The 21,374-nt window shown below is 62.2% G+C and carries 23 protein-coding genes; 7 read left to right on the top strand and 16 right to left on the bottom strand.

The window, feature by feature from the left end; all coding sequences use genetic code 11:
* Positions 1–169: 169 nt before the first annotated feature.
* Positions 170–553 (bottom strand): hypothetical protein, encoded by a 384-nt coding sequence (locus IB272_RS09485; protein WP_192444356.1) that lies wholly within the window; start codon positions 551–553, stop codon positions 170–172.
* A 167-nt stretch (positions 554–720) separates the two neighbouring features.
* Here IB272_RS09485 and IB272_RS09480 point away from each other — a divergent pair, with 167 nt between their 5' ends.
* Complete coding sequence (locus tag IB272_RS09480) at positions 721–1,287, top strand: GrpB family protein (RefSeq protein ID WP_192444355.1); 567 nt, start codon at positions 721–723, stop codon at positions 1,285–1,287.
* 314 nt (positions 1,288–1,601) lie between these two features.
* Here IB272_RS09480 and IB272_RS09475 read toward each other — a convergent pair whose 3' ends face one another.
* The 6 genes from IB272_RS09475 to IB272_RS09450 all read right to left on the bottom strand — a co-directional run bounded on the left by IB272_RS09475 (position 1,602) and on the right by IB272_RS09450 (position 9,009).
* Positions 1,602–2,471 (bottom strand): cytochrome c1, encoded by an 870-nt coding sequence (locus tag IB272_RS09475; protein WP_192444354.1) that lies wholly within the window; start codon positions 2,469–2,471, stop codon positions 1,602–1,604.
* A 32-nt stretch (positions 2,472–2,503) separates the two neighbouring features.
* Positions 2,504–3,784, bottom strand: coding sequence for a cytochrome b N-terminal domain-containing protein (locus IB272_RS09470; RefSeq protein WP_034794990.1), 1,281 nt, complete (start codon positions 3,782–3,784; stop codon positions 2,504–2,506).
* Between the two features lie 14 nt (positions 3,785–3,798).
* The gene (gene petA / locus IB272_RS09465) at positions 3,799–4,377 is read right to left on the bottom strand and encodes a ubiquinol-cytochrome c reductase iron-sulfur subunit (RefSeq protein WP_034794992.1); all 579 of its coding nucleotides are present in this window, start codon (positions 4,375–4,377) and stop codon (positions 3,799–3,801) included.
* A gap of 367 nt (positions 4,378–4,744) precedes the next feature.
* The gene (locus tag IB272_RS09460) at positions 4,745–6,610 is read right to left on the bottom strand and encodes an ABC transporter ATP-binding protein (protein ID WP_034794995.1); all 1,866 of its coding nucleotides are present in this window, start codon (positions 6,608–6,610) and stop codon (positions 4,745–4,747) included.
* A gap of 120 nt (positions 6,611–6,730) precedes the next feature.
* Positions 6,731–8,584, bottom strand: a complete 1,854-nt coding sequence (locus tag IB272_RS09455; protein WP_192444353.1) for an ABC transporter ATP-binding protein — start codon at positions 8,582–8,584, stop codon at positions 6,731–6,733.
* Positions 8,585–8,637: 53 nt separating this feature from the next.
* A complete protein-coding gene (locus IB272_RS09450) occupies positions 8,638–9,009 on the bottom strand; it encodes a hypothetical protein (protein ID WP_192444352.1) in 372 nt (123 codons plus the stop codon).
* 73 nt (positions 9,010–9,082) lie between these two features.
* Here IB272_RS09450 and IB272_RS09445 point away from each other — a divergent pair, with 73 nt between their 5' ends.
* Positions 9,083–9,568, top strand: a complete 486-nt coding sequence (locus IB272_RS09445) for a GNAT family protein (protein ID WP_192444368.1) — start codon at positions 9,083–9,085, stop codon at positions 9,566–9,568.
* A gap of 6 nt (positions 9,569–9,574) precedes the next feature.
* Positions 9,575–10,036 (top strand): tRNA (cytidine(34)-2'-O)-methyltransferase, encoded by a 462-nt coding sequence (locus IB272_RS09440; protein ID WP_034795003.1) that lies wholly within the window; start codon positions 9,575–9,577, stop codon positions 10,034–10,036.
* A 75-nt stretch (positions 10,037–10,111) separates the two neighbouring features.
* Here the strand turns inward: IB272_RS09440 and IB272_RS09435 are convergent, their stop codons facing one another.
* Complete coding sequence (locus tag IB272_RS09435; protein ID WP_034795007.1) at positions 10,112–10,687, bottom strand: NADPH-dependent FMN reductase; 576 nt, start codon at positions 10,685–10,687, stop codon at positions 10,112–10,114.
* A gap of 77 nt (positions 10,688–10,764) precedes the next feature.
* Between IB272_RS09435 and soxR the strand changes: the two genes are divergently transcribed.
* Complete coding sequence (soxR, locus tag IB272_RS09430; RefSeq protein WP_034795010.1) at positions 10,765–11,235, top strand: redox-sensitive transcriptional activator SoxR; 471 nt, start codon at positions 10,765–10,767, stop codon at positions 11,233–11,235.
* Between the two features lie 372 nt (positions 11,236–11,607).
* Here soxR and IB272_RS09425 read toward each other — a convergent pair whose 3' ends face one another.
* Positions 11,608–11,868 carry a hypothetical protein gene (locus IB272_RS09425; protein ID WP_134887424.1) on the bottom strand — a complete coding sequence of 87 codons (261 nt, stop codon included), beginning with the start codon at positions 11,866–11,868 and terminating at the stop codon, positions 11,608–11,610.
* A 211-nt stretch (positions 11,869–12,079) separates the two neighbouring features.
* On the opposite strand from IB272_RS09425, the gene hemF reads away from it, so the two are divergent.
* Positions 12,080–12,991 (top strand): oxygen-dependent coproporphyrinogen oxidase, encoded by a 912-nt coding sequence (gene hemF, locus IB272_RS09420; RefSeq protein ID WP_060585032.1) that lies wholly within the window; start codon positions 12,080–12,082, stop codon positions 12,989–12,991.
* Positions 12,992–13,134: 143 nt separating this feature from the next.
* On the opposite strand, the gene IB272_RS09415 is transcribed toward hemF, so the two are convergent.
* On the bottom strand, positions 13,135–13,311 hold the full coding sequence (locus IB272_RS09415) for a hypothetical protein (RefSeq protein WP_156400740.1): 177 nt from the start codon (positions 13,309–13,311) through the stop codon (positions 13,135–13,137).
* Between the two features lie 153 nt (positions 13,312–13,464).
* On the opposite strand from IB272_RS09415, the gene IB272_RS09410 reads away from it, so the two are divergent.
* Entirely contained in the window at positions 13,465–13,737 is a 273-nt protein-coding gene (locus IB272_RS09410; RefSeq protein ID WP_060585030.1) for a BON domain-containing protein, read from the top strand.
* Positions 13,738–13,753: 16 nt separating this feature from the next.
* Here the strand turns inward: IB272_RS09410 and IB272_RS09405 are convergent, their stop codons facing one another.
* The 4 genes from IB272_RS09405 to IB272_RS09390 form a co-directional block, all read right to left on the bottom strand.
* On the bottom strand, positions 13,754–14,368 hold the full coding sequence (locus IB272_RS09405; RefSeq protein ID WP_192438118.1) for an ABC-type transport auxiliary lipoprotein family protein: 615 nt from the start codon (positions 14,366–14,368) through the stop codon (positions 13,754–13,756).
* Between the two features lie 86 nt (positions 14,369–14,454).
* The gene (locus IB272_RS09400; RefSeq protein ID WP_034795040.1) at positions 14,455–15,825 is read right to left on the bottom strand and encodes an MlaD family protein; all 1,371 of its coding nucleotides are present in this window, start codon (positions 15,823–15,825) and stop codon (positions 14,455–14,457) included.
* Between the two features lie 82 nt (positions 15,826–15,907).
* Complete coding sequence (locus IB272_RS09395; RefSeq protein WP_060585249.1) at positions 15,908–16,717, bottom strand: ABC transporter ATP-binding protein; 810 nt, start codon at positions 16,715–16,717, stop codon at positions 15,908–15,910.
* Between the two features lie 22 nt (positions 16,718–16,739).
* Positions 16,740–17,888, bottom strand: a complete 1,149-nt coding sequence (locus tag IB272_RS09390; protein WP_192444351.1) for an ABC transporter permease — start codon at positions 17,886–17,888, stop codon at positions 16,740–16,742.
* 239 nt (positions 17,889–18,127) lie between these two features.
* Between IB272_RS09390 and dgcA the strand changes: the two genes are divergently transcribed.
* Positions 18,128–19,111, top strand: a complete 984-nt coding sequence (gene dgcA / locus IB272_RS09385) for an N-acetyl-D-Glu racemase DgcA (protein WP_034795044.1) — start codon at positions 18,128–18,130, stop codon at positions 19,109–19,111.
* Here dgcA and IB272_RS09380 read toward each other — a convergent pair.
* Together IB272_RS09380 and IB272_RS09375 are read right to left on the bottom strand one after the other, a co-directional pair.
* Positions 19,063–20,283, bottom strand: coding sequence for an MFS transporter (locus IB272_RS09380; protein WP_090293891.1), 1,221 nt, complete (start codon positions 20,281–20,283; stop codon positions 19,063–19,065). The genes dgcA and IB272_RS09380 overlap by 49 nt on opposite strands.
* Positions 20,284–20,380: 97 nt before the next feature.
* A complete protein-coding gene (locus IB272_RS09375) occupies positions 20,381–21,220 on the bottom strand; it encodes a UDP-2,3-diacylglucosamine diphosphatase (RefSeq protein ID WP_192444350.1) in 840 nt (279 codons plus the stop codon).
* Positions 21,221–21,374 lie beyond the last annotated feature (154 nt).

Raw genomic sequence — 21,374 nt, 5'->3', positions numbered from 1 at the left:
GCGCTCCCGGCACGCGTACGACCGGACTCCGCCCCTTCTCGCAAGTTCGGGCCACTACCCGCTAATCATGGCTGCGCGAGCGGGATTTGGGTTCGTAGGCGGGTGTCGTGAACAACGGGCTGTCGACATGCTTTAGCCGCGCCTGGCGACGCGTGCTGACTGGACCGGCTCAACGCAGTGGCGAACAGCCGCCGACATTGGCGGGCTTGACCCGGCCCGCCTGCAGATCCTTCAGGTAAGGCTTGTTCGGGTCCGGTCCGCCGAGCACGCCGTCGTAGGTCGCACGGTCGATGTTGAGCATGCGGCCGGTTGCGGTGAAGCTGACCATCTCCTTCTTGTTGACATAGGCCGAAGCGACGTTCAGCCGGCAAAAGAACGTCTTCTCGCCGTTTCCGACCACCCAGCCCCAGGCGCCGGACTTGCCCCTGGAGAGCTTGCCGGTGGCGTAGCCTTGCTTGGTGAGCGTCGCGTAACTCTCGGCCTGTGCAATACCGGGAACAAAGGCAAGGGCTACCGCGGCGACCGCCGCCAGGCGCTTGAAAGAAATAGACATCGAGATTCAACCCCCTTGAAGAAACAATAACGCAGCCTTCTAGGCGGGCGCCAAGGGTCGATGCAACCATAACATGCGGTCGTCCTTAACGTGCATCCGGACGGCCAGACACTCAGCCGCAGGAATGGATGTTGACATCATCGCGCTCTGCATCTGAAGTTCGTCCGATGGATAGGGAACTGCCTTGCACGACACAGCCGATTGAAATCTGCGATTGGTCCTCCGATTGGGCGGAGCGGTTTGCCACCAAGGCGAAGACGATCCGCCAGGTTTTGGGCGATCATGCCTTGCGTATCGACCATATCGGCTCCACCGCAATCCGTGGTCTGGCTGCCAAGCCGATCATCGATGTTCAGATTTCAGTTGCCGATCTGGAGTCCCTCGACGTGCTGGCGGAAAAAATGGCGGCGATCGGCTACCTGTGGCGGCCGCAGAATACCGATCTGACGAAACGCTACTTTCGTGAGCGCCCTGCCGACGAACGCACGCACATCCACGTGCGCCGAGCGGGAAGCTGGCAGGAACAATGGTCGCTGCTGTTTCGCGACTACATGCGCGCCCATGCCGAGGAACACGGCCCATACGTCGAGCTGAAGCGGGCATTGGCATGCCGACATCGCCACGACCGGGCAGCCTATACCGAGGGCAAGTCGGAACACTTGTGGCAGGTCATTCGACGCGCGGATCGGTGGGCTGCGGCAAGGGGCTGGAGACCAGGTCCTTCCGATGCATAGGAGCTGCGGATCGACAGGCCGGTCTTCCGCTGCCCCGGCACAGCCTTAATCCGAGATCGGTGCGGTGGCCAATGATCGGCCGAATACGGTAGCGGCTGTCTGCATCGCAAGCCTGTCCTGCGAGCGACTGGTCTTTAGCCGCCTGCCCTTCGCCAAAGGAATGCGTGAAGCATCGCGAACTTGCTGCAGGTCCGGCCAAATTCCTCGCCCAAGGTCAACGGTGTCGAGATGCACGGTGGCAAACGAAAAAGGCCCCGGACGAACCGGGGCCTTTTTCGTTGGGTCTTGGTCGTACCGGCCTGAGCCGGAGCCGATCAATGTTCCTTGTTGGCGTAGACCGACTTCTTGGTGAGGTACACCAGGCCGGTGAAGATCAGCAGGAACACCATGACCATGAAGCCGGTGCGCTTGCGCTCTTCGAGGTGCGGCTCGGCGGCCCACATCAGGAACGCCGAAACGTCCTTTGCGTACTGGTCGACCGTCTGCGGCGTGCCATCGTCATAGGTGACCTGGTCGGCGGAGATCGGCTGAGCCATCGCCAGCGCGGCAGCGTTGGCGAAGTACGGGTTGTAGTGCGTGTCTTCAGCCACTTCGATGCCCTGCGGCGGATCCTGGTAGCCGGTCAGCAGCGCGTGGATGTAGTCCGGGCCGCCTTCCTGGTAGGGCCAGAACATGTCGAAGATGAACTGCGGGAAGCCGCGCTCGATGCCGCGAGCCTTGGCGATCAACGAGAAGTCCGGCGGAGCTGCACCGTTGTTCGATGCGGCAGCCGCTTCCTTGTTCGCGTAAGGCGACGGGAAGTGGTCGGAGGCGACAGCCTTGCGGGTGAACATCTCGCCGTCGGCGTTCGGGCCGTCCTGAACTTCGTAGTTCGCCGCAAAGGCCTTTACCTGGCCTTCCGAATAGCCCAGGCCTTCCAGCGTGCGGAAGGAAACCAGGTTCATCGAGTGGCAGGCAGAACAGACTTCGGCGTAGACCTTCAGGCCGCGCTGAAGCTGACCCTTGTCGTAGTGACCGAAGGGACCGGCAAAGCTCCAGTCCTGCTGTTCCGGCTTGTGGATCGGATAGTGGGGCGTACCGCCGCCATGCTCCTCGCCGCCCTTCGCCTCTTCGGCAACAGCCGTACCGAGACCGAGACCAGCGACGACAGCGAGTGACAGAATGCCTGTAACAAGCTTTTTCATTGTTGTGGGTTCCTTATCAATCGCTGTTCTGATCAGGCGCGCGCGGCAGCCGGCTGCGCCTTGGCATTCTGCTTTTCCAGCACCGCTTCGGTGATAGAGTTCGGAATGCGCTTCGGCGTCTCGATCAGACCGAGGACCGGCAAGATGACGAGGAAGAAGCCGAAGTAGTACAGCGTGCCGATCTGCGACATCACGACGTACAGGCCTTCCGCCGGACGCGAGCCGAGCCAGCCGAGCAGGATGGCGTTGGCCACGAAGACCCAGAAGAACAGCTTGTACCACGGACGGTAGACGGCCGAGCGGACCTTGGACGTGTCGAGCCAGGGCAGGAAGAACAGGATGATGATCGAGCCGAACATCACCAGAACGCCACCGAGCTTGGAGTCGATCGGGCCGACATTGAAGGTGATGGCGCGCAGCATCGCGTAGAACGGCAGGTAGTACCATTCCGGAACGATGTGAGCGGGCGTCTTCAGCGCGTCAGCCGGAATGTAGTTGTCCGGGTGGCCGAGGAAGTTCGGCTGGTAGAAGACGAACCAGGCATAGATGATCAGGAAGACGGAAACGCCGAGTGCGTCCTTCAGCGTCGCATAGGGCGTGAAGGGCACGGTGTCGGTCTTGGACTTGACTTCAACGCCGGTCGGGTTGGTCTGACCTGTTACGTGCAGGGCCCAGATGTGCAGGACGACGACGCCGGCGATCATGAAGGGCAGCAGGTAGTGCAGCGAGAAGAAGCGGTTCAGCGTCGGCTGATCAACGGCGAAGCCGCCGAGCAGGAACTGCTGGATCCACTCACCCACCAGCGGGAAGGCGGTGAAGAAGCCGGTGATAACGGTCGCGCCCCAGAAGGACATCTGACCCCAGGGCAGAACGTAGCCCATGAAGCCGGTCGCCATCATCAGCAGGTAGATGACCACGCCGAGGATCCAGAGGATTTCGCGCGGAGCCTTGTACGAGCCGTAGTAGAGACCACGGGCGATGTGCAGGTAGACGGCGATGAAGAAGAAGGATGCGCCGTTGGCGTGCATGTAGCGCAGCAGCCAGCCGTGATTGACGTCGCGCATGATCTTCTCGACCGAGTTGAAGGCGACGGTCGTTTCAGCGGCGTAGTGCATGGCCAGCACGATACCGGTCAGGATCTGGACGATCAGCATGACCGAGAGCATGGCACCGAAGGTGTAGGCGTAGTTCAGGTTCCGGGGAACCGGGTAGCTGATGAAGCTATCGTGAACGAGACGCGGCAACGGCAGACGGGAATCAACCCATTTCTCAATGCCAGTCGTCGGCGTGTAGGTTGAATGTTCAGCACTCATTATCAGTAGTCCCCTCAACCGATCTTGATAACTGTGTCGGATACGAACGAGAAGGTCGGCACGTGAAGGTTCTCCGGCGCCGGACCCTTACGGATGCGGCCGGCCGTATCGTAGTGCGAACCGTGGCAGGGACAGAACCAGCCACCGAAATCACCGGCCTGGCCAAGCGGCACGCAACCGAGATGGGTGCAGGAACCGATCATGACGATCCAGTTTTCCTTGCCTTCGCCGGCGGAACGATCGAGGTCGCTCGCGGAAGCGTCGGCCGGAAGGTTGGCGTTGCGCGCAACCTGGTCCTTAAGTTCGTCCAGCTTGACGGCCTTTGCCTCCTCGACTTCCTTCTCCGTACGGTTGCGGATGAAGATCGGCTTGCCGCGCCATTTCGCCGTCAGCGACATACCGGGCTGAAGGCTCGATACGTCAACCTCGATCGAGGCGAGCGCGAGCGTCGATGCGTCCGGACGCATCTGGTCGATGAACGGCCAGGCGACGGCACCAGCGCCGACGACGCCTGCCATACCGGTAGCCAGATAAAGGAAGTCGCGGCGAGTGGGCTCGCCCAAGGCCTCGCTTGAAGTGTCGTGTTCGCTCACGGCTAAACCATCCTCTCACGCAATATTGCGGAAACCGCATCCGCCCCCGGCGAAATTCCTGCCCCTTGCGGTTTGATCCAGGTCAAGGAACCACGCCCTATTCATAGTGCTGTCGCCCCATCGCCTTGCAGTTGCAAATGCGACATCGGCACAGAATCCGAAAAGAATCGGCGCGCGCACAGCACGCAGAATCCCCGTCAATCCGGCGCGTTCTATGCTTGATCGCAAATTATGTCCAGCCTTGACAAGGGCATGTGGGCAGATTGTCGCGGGGAAAAGCGCGGCCAATTGGCACAAGGACTTGACGGCCATCAGTTGGGCGGAATTTGCGCCCGCCGGATGGGCTTGAAGGCGTCCGTAAAGCGCCCTACTCCGCCGCCTCTTCCCGGGCGAGAAATCCGCCGGACTGGCGTGACCAGAGCCCGGCGTAAAGCCCGCCGCGGGCGACAAGTTCGGCGTGCGTTCCCTGTTCGACGATCCGCCCCTTGTCCATTACCACCAGCCGGTCGAGCGCGGCGATCGTCGACAGCCGATGCGCGATCGCGAGCACCGTCTTGCCCTGCATCAGGCGGTCGAGATTGGACTGGATCGCCGCTTCGACTTCGGAATCGAGCGCCGAGGTCGCCTCGTCGAGCACGAGGATCGGCGCATCCTTTAGCATCACCCGGGCGATCGCGATGCGCTGCCGCTGTCCGCCCGAAAGCTTGACGCCGCGCTCGCCGACATGGGCGTCGAGCCCCTTGTGGCCGCGCTGGTCCTGAAGGTCGGCGATAAAGTCGTAGGCTTCGGCTTTCCGCGCCGCAGCGATCAGTTGCTCCTCGTTCGCGTCGGGACGGCCGAAGAGGATGTTGTCGCGGATCGAGCGGTGCAGAAGTGAAGTATCCTGGCTGACCATGCCGACCTGGGCGCGCAGCGACTCTTGCCTGACGGACGCGATATCCTGGCCGTCGATCAGAATGCGCCCGCTTTCAAGATCGTAGAAGCGCAGCAGGAGGTTGACGAGCGTCGACTTGCCGGCTCCGGAACGGCCGACGATGCCCACCTTCTCGCCCGGGCGCACCACGAGCGAGAAATCGTCGATGACGCGGTCGCCCTTGCCGTAGTGGAAGCGGACGTGCTCGAAGCGGATTTCCGGCTTGCTCACGGCCAGTTCCGTCGCGTCGGGCCGATCGACGAGACCGATCGGCTGAGAGACCAGTTCGGCCGAGTTCTGGATCGTGCCGATGTTGCGCATGATCGAGTTGAACTGCGTCATCATGCGGCCAAGCAGCATGTTGAGCCGGAGCACCAGTGCCAGCGTGAAGGCGACCGCGCCGGAACTGATCGAGCCTGCGAGCCAGAGATGGATGGCGTAGACCGCGATCGCCGTGATCATCAAGCCGGAAAGCAGTGCCAGCGAGGCGCGCACGGCCGTCAAGAGCCGCGTGAACGGGATGACCGCGCGCTGGAACCGGTCGAAGCCGCCGCGGATATAGCGGTCGTTCTCCTCGTCGCGCCCGAAGAGCTTCAATGTCTGGATGTTGGAATAGGCATCGACCATGCGGCCGTTCAGCATCGACGCCATTTCGGCGGTATCGCGGGCGTGCTTGCGGATGCGTGGAACGAAAAAGCGCGCCAGCACCAGGAAGACGACGATCCAGAAGCCGACCATCGCGGCCAGACGCCAGTCGAGCTGCGCCACCAGCGCCATGGTGGACGCCGTGTAGATGACGATGAACCAGACGACCTGCAGCAGCGAGACGAGCAGGTCGCTCGTTGCCTGCGCGCCGGCCCAGACCTTGGTGACGATGCGGCCGGAAAAGTCGTTCTGAAAGAAGGTCAGCGACTGCCTGGCGACGTGCACGTAGGATTGCCAACGCACCAGGTTCAAAAAGCCTGTCGTGATCGCCTGTTCTTCGACGAGCGCCGCCAACGACACCGCGATGAAACGGAAGACCATGACCGTCAGGAGCATGAACAGAAGCTCCGGGCCATTGGCGGCGATCAACCCGCTCCAGCCAGCTTCCGGCTTCACGGTGTCGAGCAGATCGACGAGCCGCCCGACGAAGTAGAAAAGACCCGCCTCCAGCATGGCGACGAGGCCGCCGAGCACAGCCATAGCGATGAACGGTCCCTTGGCCTGTCTGGCGTAGAACCAGGCAAACCCCCAGAGCGATTTCGGCGGCTGCAGGCGCTCGCGCGGTGCGAAGGGCTTGATCCAGTTCTCGAAGAGGCTGACGATGGCGCTGAGCATGGTTCCGATATAGGCGGTTCGGCAGGAACAGCAATCGGTTTCGACACAATTGCAGATTACAAATGCGTAACGTCTAACAAAGAGGCCCGCCGCTCTTTCGAACGGCGGGCCTCAGGTTGCTTACTCTGCGGCCTCTTCCTTCTCGACGTCGTCGGCGATGAAGCCACCCGACTGGCGAGACCAGAGGTCGGCGTAGAGACCGCCATGGGCAACGAGCTCGGCATGCGAGCCGGTCTCGACGATGCGGCCGGCCTCGAGGATCACCAGTCGGTCCATCTCCGTCAGCGTCGACAGGCGGTGGGCGATCGCGATCACCGTCTTGCCGGCCATCAGCGCGAACAGGTTCTCCTGGATCGCCTGTTCGACTTCGGAATCGAGCGCCGAGGTCGCCTCGTCGAGGATCAGGATCGGCGCGTCCTTCAAGAACACGCGCGCGATCGCGATACGCTGGCGCTGGCCGCCGGAGAGCTTGACGCCGCGTTCGCCGACCTGCGCGTCCAGGCCCTTGCGGCCCTGGTTGTCCTCGAGCCCCTGGACGAAGTCCCAGGCGTTCGCCTTCTTGGCCGCCGCAATGATCGCCTCGTCGTCCGCTTCCGGATGGCCATAGGCGATGTTGTCGCGAATGGAGCGGTGCAAGAGCGAGGTGTCTTGCGTCACAACGCCGATCTGCGAGCGCAGGCTGTCCTGCGTGACGGTGGAGATATCCTTGCCGTCGATCCGGATCGCACCGTCCTCCAGGTCGTAGAAGCGCAACAGCAGGTTCATCAGCGTCGTCTTGCCCGCACCCGAGCGACCGACGAGGCCGATCTTCTCACCCGGCTTGATGTCGAGCGACAGGTGATCGATGACGCCCTTGGCCTTGCCGTAGTGGAAGCGGATGTTGTCGAAGGCAATCGCCCCCTTGTCCGCTGTCAGCGCCTTGGCGTCCGGCTCGTCGACGATGTCGTGCGCCTTGGTCATCATGCCGATGCCGTCATAGACCGTGCCGATATTCTCGAACAGCGCCGAGACTTCCCACATGATCCACTGCGACATGCCGTTGATGCGCATCGCAAGGCCGACGGCGATCGCGATCGCGCCGACGGAGATCGCACTCGTCAGCCACAGATGGATGCCAAGCGCTGCGATCGCAAAGAGCGCGATACTGTTGTTGGCATAGACCAGCACATGGAACAGCGTCACCTTGCGCATCTGGCGATGCACGGTGTCAAGGAAGCCGTCCATGCCGTCGCGCGCATAGCCTTCCTCGCGGCCGGCATGCGAGAACAGCTTGACCGTACCGATATTGGTGTAGCTGTCGACGATCCGGCCGGTCATCATCGAGCGCGCGTCCGCCTGCTCCTTGGAGATCTTCTGCAGCCGCGGCACAAAATAGCTGACGATGCAGATGTAGATCGCCAGCCAGATGCCGAGCGGGATCACCAGCCGCCAGTCGGCGGTGGCGACGACGGCGAGCATCGTGATGAAGTAGCTGACGACATAGACGAAGACGTCGAGGATCTTCATCACGGTTTCGCGCACGGCTAGCGACGTCTGCATGACTTTCGTTGCCACGCGTCCGGCGAACTCGTTGGCAAAGAAGGTCATGCTCTGGCGCAGCAGGTAGCGGTGCATCTGCCAGCGGGCGATCATCGGATAGTTGCCGAGCAGCACCTGATGCATGATCAGCGAATCGATCGCCACGAGGCCCGGCAGGCCGATGAGGACGAGCGCACCCATCCAGAACAGCCGTCCGCCTTCGGCGGCGAGGAAGCTCTCGCGGTCGGCGCTCGACAGCCAGTCCACCATGTTGCCGAGGAACTGGAACAGCGCCACTTCGCCAATGGCGATCAGCGCCGTACAGACGGACATGATGATGAGCCACGGCGCAGCCGGCTTGGAGTAGTGCCAGCAGAAGCCGAACAGAGTCTTCGGCGGAACCGTCGGCTCCTCCGGCGGATAGGGATTGAGGCGGGATTCAAACCAGCCAAACATAACATTGCTCCTTCAGAGTATTTTGAAGGAAAGCGGGATTTCGCCCCGCATTCTTATGATGAAAAAGTCAGTCCGGAAATGCAGCCCGCAAAGGGCTTCGTCTTCCGGAGTCCCGGAAGCGCGTCGATCTCGGTTAAAAGATAGGTCGCGGAACCGGTCAGGCCAAACGGTGGCCCACTACTCCAGGAAGGCGTGTCAACATCAATACATTCATGTTTGCCTCCGTCGGTTCGCGTTGAAGAGGTCCGATCTCTACCCTTATTCGCGCTCGCATGCCAGATTGTCGCAGGCACTTTCTTGCCCAATTTTTCATCGCTCCGACCGCTGTTGCCGTTTCGGCACAGATTAGCGCAGGCAATATGAGCGACCTCAAAAGCAAGCAGCGCCGGATGTTTCGCAGCGGAGAACAAGGATGATCGCTTCATCGGACGCGCCTCCTGACCTTCAAGGTGTCGGCTTTCTCCTGCGGCGCCCCGCGAGGGTGACGCAGACGCGCGCCTGAGGCTCGGCCGCCATCCGGATATCTACCGGATGTTCGGTTCGGGCAGGTCGTTTCCCGGCCTCTTCGGCCACGGTGAAGCGGCCGCCTGGGTAACGCGCATCGCCGAACATCCGGCCGCCTGGATCATCGATCAGGACGGCCTTGTCGGCGAAGTGCGGCTCGACAACATCAACCGCGCCGATCGCCGCGCGAACTTCGCCATCGGCATTTTCGATCCGGATCGCCTTGGCAAGGGTCTTGGCACGGCGGTCATCAAGCGGGTATTGGCCTATGCCTTCGACGAACTTGCCCTCCATCGGGTCTCGCTGAGGGTCCTCGCCTTCAACGAGCGGGCGATTGCGGCCTATCTCAAGTCCGGTTTCTCGATCGAGGGCCGCGAACGCGAATCGGCGTTGATCGACGGTGAGTGGCACGACGACATCATGATGGGCATCCTGGCTGCGGATTTCGATACGCGGCGCAACGCCCCTGCAAACGAGTAACCTGACGTGAGCAATCTGCGCATCGCCCTCTACCAGCCCGATATTCCCGGCAATACCGGCACGATCCTGCGCATGGCCGCCTGTCTCGGGCTTTCGGTCGATGTGATCGAGCCGGCCGGCTTCGACCTCTCCGACCGAAACCTGAAGCGCGCCGGCATGGACTACATCGCGTCGGTGGCGCTCACTCGTCACGTCAACTGGGAGCGCTTCGAAGAGTGGCGCTCGGCGAGCGGACGTCGGCTGGTGCTCGCCTCCACCAAGGCTGCCCTGCCCTATACGCGCTATGATTTCCGCCCAGACGACATCCTGCTTTTCGGGCGGGAAAGCGCCGGCGTGCCCGATCACGTGCACGAGCGCGCCGATGGCCGCATCCTCATTCCGATGGCCGACGGCCAGCGCTCGCTGAACATCGCGATCTCCGCCGCGATGATTGCGGGCGAAGCGATCCGGCAGGTTTCGCCGATTTGATACCGTCTCCATAGCCGTCTCCTTGGCGGCAGGCCGAGCCTTTGAGAGCCCGGCCGAGAGCCCTCGTTTCCAACGTTACGCCGCGACTTCGTTGTAAGGTTTGCTCTTGCGCGCCTGCTTCAGCACCCGCGCCCACCAGGTCAGGCGATCCATCATCAAAAACAGCGGCGCGCGGAGCTCCTCCGGTTTATAGAGGTTGCCGGCAGCATCGAACTTCGACCACGCCTTCGGGAAGGCCACGCCGTCGCGCAGTGTCACCGTGTGCAACTCTCCAAACACCTGGCGCAATTGCTCGACCGCGCGAATGCCGCCCGAGGCGCCGCCGTAAGAGACGAAGGCGACCGGCTTTGCGTGCCAGGGCTCGTAGACAGAGTCGATCAGTTCCTTCAGCGCCGCCGGGTAGCCGTGGTTGTATTCGGGCGTAACGACGATGAAGGCATCCGCCTCGGCGATCTTGCGCTCCAGCCATTCGCCGGGATTGACCGCCGCGCCAAGGCCGCGCGACGTTCTGAGCCGCGCCGGGTCGATGATCGTCAGCGAGAAGGTGTCGGAAGCCGATAGTTCCCGGATCAGCCAATTGGCGACCGTGTCGCAGAAGCGACCCTGCCGCGCGCTGCCATAGATCACGGCGAGGGTCATTTTCTCAGTCATGGGGATCAAGCTCCTGTTGTCTCAGTCAGGGAGCCAATGCTATAAAACCTCAAGATTAGTTGAGGTCAATAGCCGTTATGACGATTGTGAAACAAAGCGAACTGCGCCGCGAACTGACCGTGGGCGAAGTGGCGGAGCGCAGCGGCGTCGCCGTCTCCACCCTGCATTTCTACGAGGCCAAGGGCCTGATCCGCAGCAACCGCACCCGCGGCAACCAGCGCCGCTATCCGCGCGGCGTGCTCAGGCGCGTCGCCGTCATCAAGGTGGCGCAGCGCACCGGCATTCCATTGTCGGAAATCCAGGACGCTTTGTCGGTTTTGCCGGACGATCGTCCGCTGACGGTCGAGGATTGGGGCAGATTGTCCGAAAACTGGCGCGAACAGCTGAACGAACGCATCGCCAGCCTGATGGCGTTGCGCGACCATCTGACGAGCTGCATCGGCTGCGGCTGCCTGTCGCTGCGCGAATGTCCTCTGCGCAATCCGCACGACGTGCTGTCGATGGAAGGCGCCGGCCCAAGGCTCATGGATGAAGACAGCCACCCTTGAGCGGCCGCCACGACCAAAGGTGCCTACGCATCGTCATTGTGCGGAAAAGAAGATGAAGAACTAAGAGGTCGAGTTGCGATAGTCCTTCCTCTTCTCGCTCTCATCCTGTTCTCATGGTTCTATTATCTTGACGATCGCGCATGCGCCGCAGGGGATCAGCAATGCGTCGTCAATACATTCCTGGCGCTTGCCCTGGGGACCATGATACTCGGGCTTGTAGCCATCATTAATCTATTGATTCTTCTCGGAAAAACTCTGATTTATATTCAGGATCGAAATCGAGGTTGAGCGCTGTGCTACCTTGGCTCGCAGGGAATCTGGCGCGTTTGTTGACGTGACCGGTGATCTCTGAAAAAGCGGCAGGGCGATGCATCAATCCGCGGTCGGCAGGCGGCGCATCGTAAACTCGATCTCGTCGCCCTCGAGCTGGCGCCAGCTTTCCACCTCGGTCCAGTAGGCGGCCTTCGGCCAGGTGTCGAACCATTCCCGCGCTTTTGCACGGGCAGCACTGCGATTGAGCCGAAAGGTTTCCCGCACGAAAAGGCCGTCGCCTCGTGTCGGATTGTCCCGGCGATGCCGGGCGATCTGCCGCCGCAATCCATCGAGCGGCGGGCCTGCAGGTATTCTTGCCATGGGCTATACCTCTGGATTGTAAGATAGTGAGGCAAGCCTGCCTTTGCCAGAGCTTTGTGTAGGCGGGTTTCGCCGGGGCCAAGGACACGCCGCGACCGAGTGGCCGAAGCGCTGGACCGCCGTTGCCATCAGCGCCAAAGTGTGAACTGTGGCGACTTCAATCGAATCGGCGGCATCTCATCGGGAAATCCCGCCAACAGGACGTAATTTCATGGAACGACCGCAGCTACCCCAGGGGCTCCCCGCAGACATCGAAGATAAGAAGGCGGAGGCGCGTGCATGGTTCGAAGGGCTGCGCGACACCATCTGCGCCGCCTTCGAGGCGGTGGAGGATGAGCTGACCGGGCCGCTATCTGACCGCGCCCCCGGCCGCTTCGTTGCCAAGGACTGGAGCCGTGAGGATGGCAAGGGCGGCGGTGGCCGCATGTCGATGATGGAAGGCCGCGTCTTCGAAAAGGTCGGCGTGCACACCTCGACCGTCTACGGCGAGTTCTCGCCCGAATTCCGCAGCCAGATCCCGGGTGCAGCCGAAGATCCCCGTTTCTGGGCTTCGGGCATTTCGCTGATCGCCCATCCGGTCAATCCCAACGTGCCGGCCGTTCACATGAACACCCGCATGGTGGTGACGACCAGCAACTGGTTCGGCGGCGGCGCCGACCTCACTCCGGTGCTCGATCGCCGTCGCGTCATGACGGATCCCGACACGCAGCTCTTCCACCGCGCGATGGAGATCACTTGCGGGCGCCATGCGGTCGCCGACCATGCCAAGTTCAAGAAGTGGTGTGACGACTACTTCTTCCTGCCCCATCGCAACGAGGCGCGCGGAACCGGTGGCATCTTCTACGACTGGCTGCATTCCTCGGAAGAGCAAGGCGGCTGGGACGCCGATTTCGCCTTCACCCGTGATGTCGGCAAGGCGTTCGCCATCGTCTATCCGAAGATCGTGCGCACCAATTTCAATGCGCCCTGGACCGAAAACGACCGCGACGAACAGCTGGTGCGCCGCGGCCGCTATGTCGAGTTCAACCTGCTCTACGATCGCGGCACCATCTTCGGCCTGAAGACCGGCGGCAATGTCGAGTCGATCCTGTCGTCCCTGCCCCCGGTGGTCCGCTGGCCGTAATCTCGCCGGCAGTCCACAAAATGAGAGAAGCGCTCCACCGCGCAGACGCGCTTCTCTCCGGACCATTCACAGCGTGTCCGAACCTATGAGTGGCTCACTGACCACGGTCGTTCCGAACGAAGATCTTTGGACCTTCCCTGACGTCACTTGCAGATCCGCACCTTCTTCCAGAAGACCTTACCGTCGGCGCCATAAGCCCGTTCGGTTTTGACGACGCAGCTCGGTTTGCAGCCGTAGCTATAGTTCGCGGCCTTCGCCGGCATGGCCAAGGCAAGTGCCATCGTCGTCGCCAGAGCCATGGCGAAGCAAGAACTGCGCATTGTGTATATCCCCGTGTAATCCGACCGCGACGGAGCCGCCCGTCGCCTGAAACGAGCCATCGCACGGATCAGTCCCACCCCGCTGTTTCGAATGAAACAGGCGAACAAAGCCCGCTATCAGGCGTTTCACCTTCGTCGAGCGAGGTGAAAACAATGATCTTCAAGAAACGGACATTCTACGGCGATGAACCGGAGCGGCAGGTGGCCGATCACCCGGCCGAACTGGAGCGCCGCGTCGCCCATCTCCTGGCGGTCACGCCCGGCCTCGATGCAGCCGATGTCACTGTTACCGCCAAAGGCAACACCATTGTGCTTGCCGGTTTCGTGGCGACCGAAGGCGAAGTTTTCCGCGCCGAAGAGGCAGCAAAACAGGTGCAAGGCGTCGCGGAAGTGATCAACCGGATCGAGACGGTCACCGCGAGATAGAAGCGTCCTCGGTTCCTCAGATGGAGCCGAGCGTCCAGCTGACGATTTCTGCCGAAACATTGGCGAAGGCCTGATCCATGGCCTTGATGAAGGCCGTGTTGCCCGTGCCCCTGACCGCGGCCGTGGCGCGAAACGCCTTTTGCGCCAGCACCGTGCCGTTGCGATCGTTGAGGATCTTGGCGAAGATTTCGACATTGGCCGTGTCGGCGCCCTCGGTCGAAATCTCGAAGGCGCGGATTTCGGTGATGACCTGGTAGTCGATCGCCAGGCCCTGGCCGGGCTTGCCGACGCCGCCGATCTTGCCTGTGTCCTCGAAGGCCTGCACGAGCTTCGCCTGTACCAGCTTCGGCAGGCGGTCGCTCCACTGAGCCTTGGCGAGATATTGCAGTTCCGCGCCGGAGAGGCGGATGACGACCTGATCGCTGTCGAGTGCCTTCAGAGCCGTCGGCTCCGGCACGAGGATCTGCTTGCCGGTCGATGCGCGACCTTCGACGGCTGGCCTCGCCGAAAGACTGTAGGTGTCGTTGGCCGCTTTGGTACCGCAGCCAGCAAGTCCTGCTGCCAGCATGATCATCAGGGCGGAGCGCCACGCTCCCGCTACTCGCACGCCCACCAGCCCTGGAAAACTCATACTGCCGTTACCTTTGTCCCACACAACTTCGGCGCATTCCGGATCGAAACACACCACCCGGCCCCACGCCGGCTGTGCCCACCGACTCAGCGTCGGGTGCGGCCATCATATTGCTTTACCGTCTCGCCGCCAAAGAGAAGGCGTTGCGGATCCTTGTCGAACGTCGAGATCGTGTTCTCGAGGCTCTGCACCGTGCGGCGCGTATCTGTGACGAGCGCCTCGACGTCGCGCAGCCCCGAATTCGAGAAGCGCTTGAGGTTCTCCGCAATCGGGCCGATCTGGGCGTTCAGATTGTCCGCCATCTTGCGGAACGAGGCGAGCGTCGCGCGGGCGTCAGCCGAAAGCGACGGCGCGTCCGCATCGCCGAGGAAACCGTCGACCTTGACGAGAATGCTGTCGACCCGGTTGGCCGAAGCGTTCAACTTGCTTGCCAGCTGCGTGACGTCGGTGATCGTGCGGTCGATGTCCTGCTGGCGCGCCGTGATCTTGTCGGCGAACTGCGAGATGTTGGCCACCGTCTTGCGGGCGTCCGCCGTCGCCGCTGTGATGTCGTTGACGACGAGCTCCACCTTCTGCTTGTCGACCGAGGCGACCAGCGTATCGACCCGCTCCAGCGTTTTCTGGGCGTTCTTGCCGAATTGCTCGTAGGTTTCGACCGTGCGCCGGAAGGCAGCGATGGTTTCGGAAACGCCGCCCGAGGCAGCCTTCAGGTCGGTGCTGATCTGCTCGACGTTCGAGACGATCTGATCGATCTTCTTCGGATCCACCGATTTCACCAGAGTTTCGGCAGATTCCAGAGTCGAATCGAGCTTCTTGGACGCAGCACTCACCGAACCGGAGAGTTCCGTCACGCTCTTCAGGAAGTCATCGATCGCGCCGGAATTGTTCGCGAGCGCATTCGAAAACGTCTCGGCATTGCCGATCGTCTTGGTCAGCGGACCGCGCACGTCGGTGACGAAGCCCTGGATGTCGGTGATGGCGCTGTTGGCGCGGTCCATAATCTGGTCGGCCGTCGCGAGCAGGCTGGTGACGCTCGACTGGTCCGCAAGGATACGCGCCTGCGTACCCTTCTCGATCGCGGTCTTCAGGATGTTTTCGTCGCCCTTGTGGCCACCGCTGAGTTCGATATAGGCCGCACCGGTCAGGCCTTGCACTTCCAGCGTCGCCTTGGTTGACTTGAGCACCGGCGCGTCGACCGAAACCTCGGTCAGCGCGATCGAATAACGCGGATCGTTGGCATCGATCGCGAGGTTGCGAACCGTGCCGACGGGAATGCCGTTGAAGCGCACCGGAGAGCCGACCGAAAGGCCGTTGGCCGACCCCGGAATGTTGACCACCAGCTCGATCATCTCGCCGCTACGGCCATACTGCGACATCCAGTAGACGAAGCCGAATGCGGCTGCGACCACGAACACCGTGAAGAAACCGACAATGGCGTAGTTCGCTTTCGTTTCCATTCGTACCGACTACCTTCGTGGCCGCTTCACCGGCTCTACCTCCGATCTCGACGCCTGGGCATCAAAATCGGCTTCTCAAGATTCATTGATCGTTCCGCACGATCGATCGTGCCCGCTTGCCACGGAAATAGGACTGCACCCACGGATCGTCGCAGGCCAGCATGTCTTCCACCGTGCCTTCGACCAGGACCTTCTTCTTGCCGAGAACCGCGATGCGGTCGCAGACCGAAAAGAGGCTGTCGAGGTCGTGAGTCACCATATACACGGTCAATCCCAGCGTGTCGCGCAGCTTGGCGATCAACTCGTCGAACTCCGCCGCCCCGATCGGATCGAGCCCCGAGGTCGGCTCGTCGAGGAAGACCAGGTCCGGATCGAGCGCCAGCGCGCGCGCAAGTGCGGCGCGCTTGATCATGCCGCCCGAAAGCTCGGACGGGTACTTTTCCGCCGCCTCCGGCGCAAGGCCGACCAGCTCGATCTTCACCCGCGCCAGCTCGTCCATGAGGCTCTGCGGCAGGTCGAGATATTCGCGCATGGGCACCTGGATGTTCTCGCGCACCGTCAGCGCCGAAAACAGCGCTCCGTGCTGGAAGAGAACGCCAAGACGCATGTCGAGCGCGATGCGTTCGCCCTCGGTGATGTTGTCGTAGTCCGCGCCGAGGATTTCGATCTTGCCGGACCGCTTCGCAAGCAACCGCAGAACCGTGCGCATCAGCACCGACTTGCCGGTGCCGGACGCTCCGACGAAGCCGAGGATTTCGCCGCGGTAGATCTCGAGGTTCAGCTTGTCGAGCACGATGTTGGAGCCGAAACCGACCGTCAGGTCGCGAACGGAAAGCACGGGCTCGCGCCCGTTCGCCTCGGTCGGCTGGTACCCCTCGCGACTCTTTTCGATTGGGTTCACGCTGTTCTCCGCATCAGAAATCAATGGCCGCGTAGAACATGGCGAAGAGCCCGTCGATCAGGATCACGACGAAGATCGACTTGACCACCGAAGACGTCACGTGGCGGCCGAGCGACTCCGCGCTGCCGCCAACCTTCAAGCCCTCGACGGCTGCCACGACCCCGATGATGAGCGCCATGAACGGCGCCTTGATCATGCCGGCGGCGATCGACGAAAAATCGATGGCTTCCTGCAATCGGGCGAGGAAGGTTGGGATCGTGATGCCGGAATAGCCCCAGGCAACGAGCGCCGCGCCGACGAGCGCCGCGAAGTTTGCGATGATCGTCAAGAGCGGCAGCGCGACGGTCAGCGCCACGAGGCGCGGAAATACGAGTACGCCGACCGGGCTCAGCCCCATCACCTTCAGCGCATCCACCTCTTCACGCATCTTCATCGAGCCGATTTCGGCGGTGATCGCGCTGCCGGAGCGGCCAGCGATCATGATCGCGGTCAGCAGCACCCCGATTTCACGGAGCTGCAGGATGCCGACGAGATCGACGACGAAGACCTCGGCGCCGAAATAGCGCAGCTGGAACGCGCCCTGCTGAGCGATGATGGCGCCGATCAGGAACGACATCAGCGTGATGATCGGCACTGCCTTCACGCCCATGCGGTCGATCTGGTGAACGATCGCCGCCGGCGAGACGCCGCTGTGCCGTCCAAGCTTAAGCTGGGCGCCGCGCACCGCGGACCCCAGGATGTACATCGCAGCGACGATATCTTCCCACGTCGCCGCCATGACCTCGCCGACCGGGGCGAAGATGCGCTGAAACAGCGGCAGCCGTTCGCCGTTCTTTTCCGGCGAACGCAGTTCAGCCGGCAGGGCGTCGATCAGCTCGACATAGCGCTGTCCGCCTTCGGCGAAGTGAACGTTGTCGCGCGACGGGCCGACGACACGGGTCATGAAGCGGCGGATGATCCAGGCGCCTGCGGTATCCATCGCCGTCACGCCGGACAGATCGAACTGCGCGGCCCCGTCGCCCTTGCGCGCAAGGCCGTCGAGCTTTGCCGCCATCGCTTCGGCCGTCTCGTGCCGCCAGGTGCCGGTGAAGACATAGCTTCGCCCGCCGCCACTCTCGGACAGCGCGACATCGGCGGTCATCTTGCGGGTGGCTTGCGACACGTGTCTTCTGTTATCCCGATTTGCCTCTGCAAAACTCGTCCAATCTCGATAGATTTGAGGACAAGATTGTGCAGCAGACCTAAAGTGTTACCACGACTGTTGCGCGTCCGACCGGAGGCAACGACTGTGTAAAGATTCGTAAATCCTTCCACCGTCATAACGGCTCGCACCTTTGCTGTCACCCGAACGTTGCGGCGCTATGACGCCGGGCCAACAGATTACCTGCCGGAGACGCTTTCATGTCACTTTCCCTCGATGCCACCGTGGAACATTTCCCGATTGCGGGCACGTTTACGATCTCGCGCGGCTCCAAGACGACGGCAAGCGTCGTCACTTGCCGCATCGGAGACGGTGTCCATACGGGCTCCGGCGAATGCGTTCCCTACGGCCGCTACGGCGAGACGATCGACACGGTGCTCGCCGAAATCGCCGCCATCCGCCACCACATCGAGGCCGGGCTCAGCCGCGCCGATCTGCAGCGCGCGATGAAGCCGGGTGCTGCCCGCAACGCCGTCGATTGCGCGCTGTGGGATCTGGAAGCAAAGCAGAAAAACAAGTCGGCCCATGTTCTTGCCGGCATTTCTTCACCGGAAGCATTGACCACGGCCTATACGCTTTCGCTTGCCGAGCCCGACGCGATGCGCGAGCAGGCCGCCAAATATGCCCACCGCGCGCTCCTCAAGGTCAAGGTCGGCACGTCGGATGATGCTGCCCGCATCCGTGCGGTGCGCGCCGGCGCACCGGAAAGCCGCATCATCCTCGACGCCAACGAGGGCTGGACGCCCGAAACGCTTGCCTATCACTTTGCGATCTGCGCCGAGGAACGGATCGACCTGATCGAGCAGCCGCTTCCCGCCGGCCGCGACGAGGCGTTGGCAACGATCGCCCGTCCCGTTCCGATCTGCGCTGATGAAAGCGTGCACGCGACCGGCGACCTCGCTGCTCTCGTCGGGCGTTACGACGCCGTCAACATCAAGCTCGACAAGACCGGCGGCCTGACCGAGGCACTGCGCATGCGCGATGAGGCGGTCTCGCTCGGGCTCAAGGTCATGGTCGGCTGCATGGTCGGCAGTTCGCTCGCGATGGCGCCGGCGATCCTGGTGGCTCAAGGCGCGGATTTCGTCGATCTCGACGGGCCGCTGCTGCTGGCGCAGGATCGCGAGCCCGGCCTGCGCTACGAGGCCTCGCTTGTCTTCCCGCCGGAGCCGCGCCTCTGGGGTTGAAGATACCAGGCAGCGACGGCAAAGCAGCAGCCGGCAAAGGCGACGACCGACATCGAATAGAAGCCGTTCACCCCGTACCAAGCGTAGAAATAGCCGGACAGGAACGTGAAGATCGCGGTGAAGATACCGGTATAGAAGAAGTAGAGCCCCTGCGCCGACGCTTCCTGTGATTCCACCACCCGCTCGACCAGCTTGTGCTGCATGCCGGTGTGCATGATCGCATAGGTGAAGGCGTGGAAGCACTGCAGGATGAAATAGCCGCTGAAGCCGAGATCCATCGGGAAGATGATCCAGCGCACCACGGCGAGAAAGCAGCCGGACAGGATCATCACCCAGACGCTGAAACGGCGGCTGATCGCCTTGGCGAAGATGAACATCGTCACTTCCGCCGCGACGCCCGCGCTCCAGAGCAGGCCGATCTCGGTACCGCTGTAGCCGATGTGCTGCCAATAGATCGCCGAGAAGGCAAAGAGCATCGCGTGGCTGGCGTTGACCAGCGTCACCCCGATCAGAAGCAGCTGCAGGTCGAGCTGCCGCAGCGACTTCGGCGGCGGCTCCGTCAATGCCGTGATCGGTGACGGCCGCCGCGGCTTGCCGACCCGTGGCGCGGCATAGGCCATGATGATCGTCAGGCCGAAGCCGATCGCCATCGCCGGCAGCACCATGTCGCTGCCGAAGATGCCCACCATCCAGCCGCCGAGCATCGTCGCGCCGATGAAGGCGACCGAGCCCCAGAGCCGCATATGGGCGTAGTCGAAGCCCCAGCGCCGCACGCCTGAAAGCGCGATCGCCTCGACGATCGGCACATAGGGAGAATAGACGGCCGACTGCAGCGTATAGATCAGCAGCACCGGCCAGAATTCGCGGAAATAGAACAGAACCACGGCCGTTGCGAGCGACAGGAAACCGGACCAGATCAGGACGATCGCCCGCTCGCCGAGCCTATCGGCAATGACGCCGGCGATCGGCGCCGTGATGACGCGCACGAACATCGGCAACGCCAGAACGACGCCGATCTCGAAGTCGCTCATCGACAGCGTGCTCAGCCACATCGGGAAGTATGGCATCGCGAAGCCGTTGACGATCAGCGGCGCACAGAAGAGCAAAGCAATGCGAAGCGCAAAATGGCGCGGCGGAGGGCCCACATAGGCGGGCGCTTGGAAGGGAATCATCGTCTGACCTGATGGCTGTGCCCGATCTCTAGCACGAGCCGGGCGCCCCTCGCCATAACCTAGTTTTCGCGACAGGAATATCGCTGCGCCGCGAAGGTCAGGCCGCGCGCTGGGTCAGCAGTTGGGCGAGCAGTTTGTCCGCTTCGCCAGAGGCTTCGCCCTCGCTGGCGCCACCGCGCATCTGGTGCCAGGTGATCAGTTCCATCGTGCCGTCGTGGTGCTCGGCAATCGCCGTGCAGCTTTCCACCCAGTCGCCGGTGTTGATGTAGCGGATGTCGCCGATCTCCTCGATGACAGCATGGTGGATATGACCACAGATCACGCCCTGCGCATCGTGACGGCGCGCCTCATCGGCGACCACCTTCTGGAACTCGCCGATGAAGTTGACGGCGTGCTTGACCTGGAGCTTCGCCCAGGACGAGAACGACCAATAGGGCATGCCGAGACGTCGGCGGACCGCAGCAAGCCCGATATTGATGGCGATCGCCGTGTCGTAGGCCCAATCGCCGAGATAGGCGAGCACGCGAGCGTTGCGCACGACGACGTCGAATTCGTCGCCGTGCAGCACGAGATATTTACGGCCGTCGGCCCCCTCGTGCATGTAGCGTTGCGCCACCTCGATGCCGCCGAAATGCACGCCCGGAAAGTCGCGCAGGAATTCATCGTGATTACCGGGGATGTAAACGATGCGGGCGCCCTTGCGCGCCTTGCGCAGGAGCTTTTGCACCACGTCGTTGCAGTTCTGCGGCCAGTACCAGCTGCGCTTCAACCGCCAGCCGTCGACGATGTCGCCGACCAGAACGATCGTCTCCGCTTCATGATGCCGCAGGAAGTCGAGCAGGTAGTCGGTCTTGGCGGCCTTCGAGCCGAGATGGACGTCCGAGATGAACAACGTCCTGAGCTTTCGTGCGGAGTTGTCTTGCTGCGCCGCCATCATGCGAGCCTCGTCTTCAGGTTATGCTTTCTGCCTTCGTGAAACCAGACTCGTGTTTCAGGAAGATGACATCAACATTGCGTCACCGGTCCCCCCGCTGAAATCAGCACTGCAAAACTGTACCTCGCTTCGAATTCATGCCAAAAGGCACGACCAC

It is taken from the genome of Ensifer sp. ENS08, from assembly GCF_014852195.1.
Taxonomy (GTDB): Bacteria; Pseudomonadota; Alphaproteobacteria; order Rhizobiales; family Rhizobiaceae; genus Ensifer; species Ensifer adhaerens.
This window is presented reverse-complemented; position numbering and strand designations above follow the sequence as displayed.

Excerpts from the sequence above, each read along its gene's own strand:
- IB272_RS09485 (WP_192444356.1), bottom strand. The coding sequence starts at position 553 with ATGTCTATTTCTTTCAAGCGCCTGGCGGCGGTCGCCGCGGTAGCCCTT.
- IB272_RS09480 (WP_192444355.1), top strand. The coding sequence starts at position 721 with ATGGATAGGGAACTGCCTTGCACGACACAGCCGATTGAAATCTGCGAT.
- IB272_RS09475 (WP_192444354.1), bottom strand. The coding sequence starts at position 2,471 with ATGAAAAAGCTTGTTACAGGCATTCTGTCACTCGCTGTCGTCGCTGGT.
- IB272_RS09470 (WP_034794990.1), bottom strand. The coding sequence starts at position 3,784 with ATGAGTGCTGAACATTCAACCTACACGCCGACGACTGGCATTGAGAAA.
- IB272_RS09460 (WP_034794995.1), bottom strand. The coding sequence starts at position 6,610 with ATGCTCAGCGCCATCGTCAGCCTCTTCGAGAACTGGATCAAGCCCTTC.
- IB272_RS09455 (WP_192444353.1), bottom strand. The coding sequence starts at position 8,584 with ATGTTTGGCTGGTTTGAATCCCGCCTCAATCCCTATCCGCCGGAGGAG.
- IB272_RS09450 (WP_192444352.1), bottom strand. The coding sequence starts at position 9,009 with ATGAAGCGATCATCCTTGTTCTCCGCTGCGAAACATCCGGCGCTGCTT.
- IB272_RS09435 (WP_034795007.1), bottom strand. The coding sequence starts at position 10,687 with ATGACTGAGAAAATGACCCTCGCCGTGATCTATGGCAGCGCGCGGCAG.
- soxR (WP_034795010.1), top strand. The coding sequence starts at position 10,765 with ATGACGATTGTGAAACAAAGCGAACTGCGCCGCGAACTGACCGTGGGC.
- IB272_RS09425 (WP_134887424.1), bottom strand. The coding sequence starts at position 11,868 with ATGGCAAGAATACCTGCAGGCCCGCCGCTCGATGGATTGCGGCGGCAG.
- hemF (WP_060585032.1), top strand. The coding sequence starts at position 12,080 with ATGGAACGACCGCAGCTACCCCAGGGGCTCCCCGCAGACATCGAAGAT.
- IB272_RS09415 (WP_156400740.1), bottom strand. The coding sequence starts at position 13,311 with ATGCGCAGTTCTTGCTTCGCCATGGCTCTGGCGACGACGATGGCACTT.
- IB272_RS09410 (WP_060585030.1), top strand. The coding sequence starts at position 13,465 with ATGATCTTCAAGAAACGGACATTCTACGGCGATGAACCGGAGCGGCAG.
- IB272_RS09405 (WP_192438118.1), bottom strand. The coding sequence starts at position 14,368 with ATGAGTTTTCCAGGGCTGGTGGGCGTGCGAGTAGCGGGAGCGTGGCGC.
- IB272_RS09400 (WP_034795040.1), bottom strand. The coding sequence starts at position 15,825 with ATGGAAACGAAAGCGAACTACGCCATTGTCGGTTTCTTCACGGTGTTC.
- dgcA (WP_034795044.1), top strand. The coding sequence starts at position 18,128 with ATGTCACTTTCCCTCGATGCCACCGTGGAACATTTCCCGATTGCGGGC.
- IB272_RS09380 (WP_090293891.1), bottom strand. The coding sequence starts at position 20,283 with ATGATTCCCTTCCAAGCGCCCGCCTATGTGGGCCCTCCGCCGCGCCAT.
- IB272_RS09375 (WP_192444350.1), bottom strand. The coding sequence starts at position 21,220 with ATGATGGCGGCGCAGCAAGACAACTCCGCACGAAAGCTCAGGACGTTG.